At 71.2% G+C, this 3185-nt stretch carries 2 protein-coding genes; both read right to left on the bottom strand.

Going from position 1 to position 3185, the window contains the following annotated elements; translation table 11 throughout:
* Positions 1 to 2498 (bottom strand): diguanylate cyclase domain-containing protein (locus E2C06_RS35955; protein WP_133293319.1); only part of this gene is annotated, 2498 nt, incomplete at its 3' end.
* A 3-nt stretch (positions 2499 to 2501) separates the two neighbouring features.
* On the bottom strand, positions 2502 to 3185 hold a 684-nt coding region (dctP, locus tag E2C06_RS35950), incomplete at its 5' end, for a TRAP transporter substrate-binding protein DctP (protein ID WP_165982906.1).

The raw sequence follows: 3185 nt of genomic DNA, 5'->3' as shown, positions 1-3185 counted from the left end.
CTGCGCAGCAGCCGGTCGGAATCGATCCCGTCCTGCGGCGCGATAGCGATGCCGAGGCTGGTGCCGATGACGATGCGGTTGCCCTCGATCTCGTAGGGCCGGCTGATCTCCGCGATGATCCGCCGGGCCAGCGTCCGGGCATCGCTCGGCTGGTTGACCGAGGACTGGACGATGGCGAATTCGTCGCCACCGATCCGCGCCACCATGTCGGTCCCGCGGATGCAGCCGAGCAGGCGAGCGGTGACCGCCCGCAGCAGGGCATCGCCGACCGGATGGCCGAGCGTGTCGTTCACCTGCTTGAAGCGGTCGAGGTCGAGGCAGAAGATCGCGCTGGCATTGCCCCGCCCGGCATCGGCCATCGCCGCATCCATGCGCTCGCGCAGCATGGTCCGGTTCGGCAGGTCGGTCAGCGCGTCGTGCCGGGCCATGTGCGCCAGTTGCTGTTCGGCGTCGTGCCTGGCCGTCACGTCCTGGGTCACGCCGCTCATGCGGATGGCCTTGCCATGGGCGTCGCGCTCGGCGCGGCCCTGCATGCGCAGCCAGCGCAGGCCGCCGCCGGGCCGGAGGATGCGGAATTCGATGTCGTAGCTGTCACCCTCGATGCCTTTCAGCGCCCGGTCGACCGCGGCGGTGACGTCGGCGACGTCGTCCGGGTGCGTTGCATCGGCCGCAGCGCGCGCCGTCGGCAGGGAGCCTTCCTCCTTCTGGTACAGCGCCTCGTAGCCGGGCGAGAGGTGCAGCACGTCGGTCGTCAGGTTCCAGTCCCAGGTACCCATCCCGACCGCCGAAATGGCGCGGACGAAGCGCGCCTCGCTTTCCGCCAGCGCCGCCTGGGCGGCGCGGCGGTCGTGCACGTCGTGGATGGTGCCGACCCATTCGAGCGGCCGGCTCTGCGGCGGCTCGTAGACCGGCGCGCCGCGCACCCGCATCCAGCGCCAGGCACCGCCGGTCAGGATGCGGAATTCAATGTCGACGGACCCGTCTGCATCGGCGGCCGCGACCCAATTCGGCGGCACCGCCGCCTGGTCCTCCGGATGGACCACCGCAACCCACCCGCCGTCGCGCAGCACGGTATCCGGCAGCCCGGTCAGGGCGGTCCAGCCCGGTGCCTCCAGGATCGTGCCCTCGGCATTGGCCTGCCAGGTGACGATCGCGCCCGCCTTGGCGAGGGCGCTGTAGCGCCGCTCGCCGATCGCCAGCTCGCGCATCGCCTGCTTCTGGGCGGTGATGTCGGTGCGGATGCCGACCGTGCCGCCATCCGGCATCGGGCGTTCGGTGATCAGCAGCCAGCGCCCGTCCGGCAGCATCCGTTCTATCGGCGGATGGTTGCCGTGATGCCAAGTGACCGTGTCGCGGACGAAGCCTTCGAGGTCGTCCCCGGCCTGCGGGTACTGACCGCGTCGCGCGCCCTCCCGCATGATGTGCTCGAAGCTGGCGCCCGGCACGATGAAGGGGGCGCTGACGGAATACAGGTCGCGGTAGCGTTCGTTGCAGACCACCAGGCGGTCCTCGGCATCGAACATCACGAAGCCGTCCGACATGGATTCGATGGCGCTTTCGAGCGTTGCCCGGGCGCGCTGGCGCTCCCGCTCGGTCCTCTCGCGCTGCTGCACCACCAGCAGCGCCGCCAACGCCAGCGCGACCACGACGAGCGAGGCGCCGAGCGCCACGGCAATCAGCCGGTCGCGGTCGCGCTGCCATTCCGTCATGCCGGCCGCGGCATCGAGCGTGACGGTGATCGCGATGGTGCGATAGAGCGTCGGCCGCGCCGCCACGATCGCCGCGACGGCGGCGGGCGGCGGCGCGACCTCGCCCGCGCCGGCGGCCTCGGCCGATTGCCGGCTGAGCCGCGCCTCGTCATGCGGCAGGCCGACCAGCAACCGGCCATCCGTCCGCGTCACCGCGACGCGAAGCCCAGGCACCTCGGCGGCGGGATTGAGCAGCGTGACGACCAGCGGGATGGGCACCTCGGCCGCGGCATAGAGCAGGCCGAGATTCGGCAGCCGCACCGGGCGCAGGAAGAACAGCGCCCATTCCCCCGTGGTCGGGTTCTGCACCGGGCCGGCGATGCGCACGACGCCCGAGCGCTGCGCCGGGCCGGTCTCCCGCAGCTCGATCGGCAGGGGCCGGTCGCGCGACGAAGCCCGCGCGCTGGCCCAGGCGACGCCATCCGGCCGGACCAGCAGCAGGTCGCGGAAGTTGAGGTTCTGGAAGTTGATGCTGCGGAGGATCTGCGACACCTCCTCGGCACCTGGGTTCCGCTGGGACGACACCTGCCCGACCAGGCCAGGCAGGCTGGCGAGCGTTCCGTCGATCTGCAGGAACAGCCGGTTCACCGTGCTTTCGACGACCGAGGCGGCGCGCTGCACCACCCCGTCCGCCGCGTCGCGCGCGGTCTGGCGCATCTGGTCGAGCAGCAGCGCGGTGCCGATGCCGATCACTGTGAGCAGGGCGACCGCGACGAAGCCGATCGCGTGCCGCGAATGCCGGGCCGGCACCACCTAGCGCGCCTTCGCCCAGATGCCGAGCTCGGGCGCCATCAGCCGGTTCCATTCCGCGGCGCAGTCGGCGCCGCAGCGACGGACCCAGTTGGGCAGCACGACGTCGTTCAGCAGCTTGATCCGCAACGCGTCATCCTGCCAGCTTTCCTCGACGATGGTCATGTTGCCCGGCCGGCCGCTTTCGCAGCTCGGCCGGCCGGAATTGCAATCGAAGCCGTCCTGTCTTTCCCGGTCGGCGGCCTCCCAGATCTCGTCCTGCAGCGCCGCCAGGCCCTGGCGCAGCTCCGCCCGGCGCTCCGCGGGCAGCTCGTCCCAGGCCGCCTGGTTTGCGACGAAGACGCTGACGCCCCAGCTGATGCCGAGCCGCGAGACGTGGGTCGAGACTTCGTGCAGGCCGATGGAATTGCCGGACCGGGCACCGGTGATTGCGCAATCCACCACGCCGGTCCGCATGGCGCCGACGATCTCGGCGAAGGGGATCACCACGGGGATGCCGCCAAGCGCAGTCACTAGTTCCGATTGGCCGACCGAGGAAGTGCGGATGCGCCGCCCGGCGAGATCGAACAGCCCGCCGAAGGCCTTCCGGCAGAACACCACCTGTGGCGGATAGGTATAGGCCGCGAGCAGAACGAGACCGTAGCGCTCCCGCAGCAGCGCCTCGAGGCGCGGGCGCCACAGCGCGAC

This window comes from Dankookia rubra, from assembly GCF_004355005.1.
Taxonomy (GTDB): Bacteria; Pseudomonadota; Alphaproteobacteria; order Acetobacterales; family Acetobacteraceae; genus Paracraurococcus; species Paracraurococcus ruber_A.
This window is presented reverse-complemented; position numbering and strand designations above follow the sequence as displayed.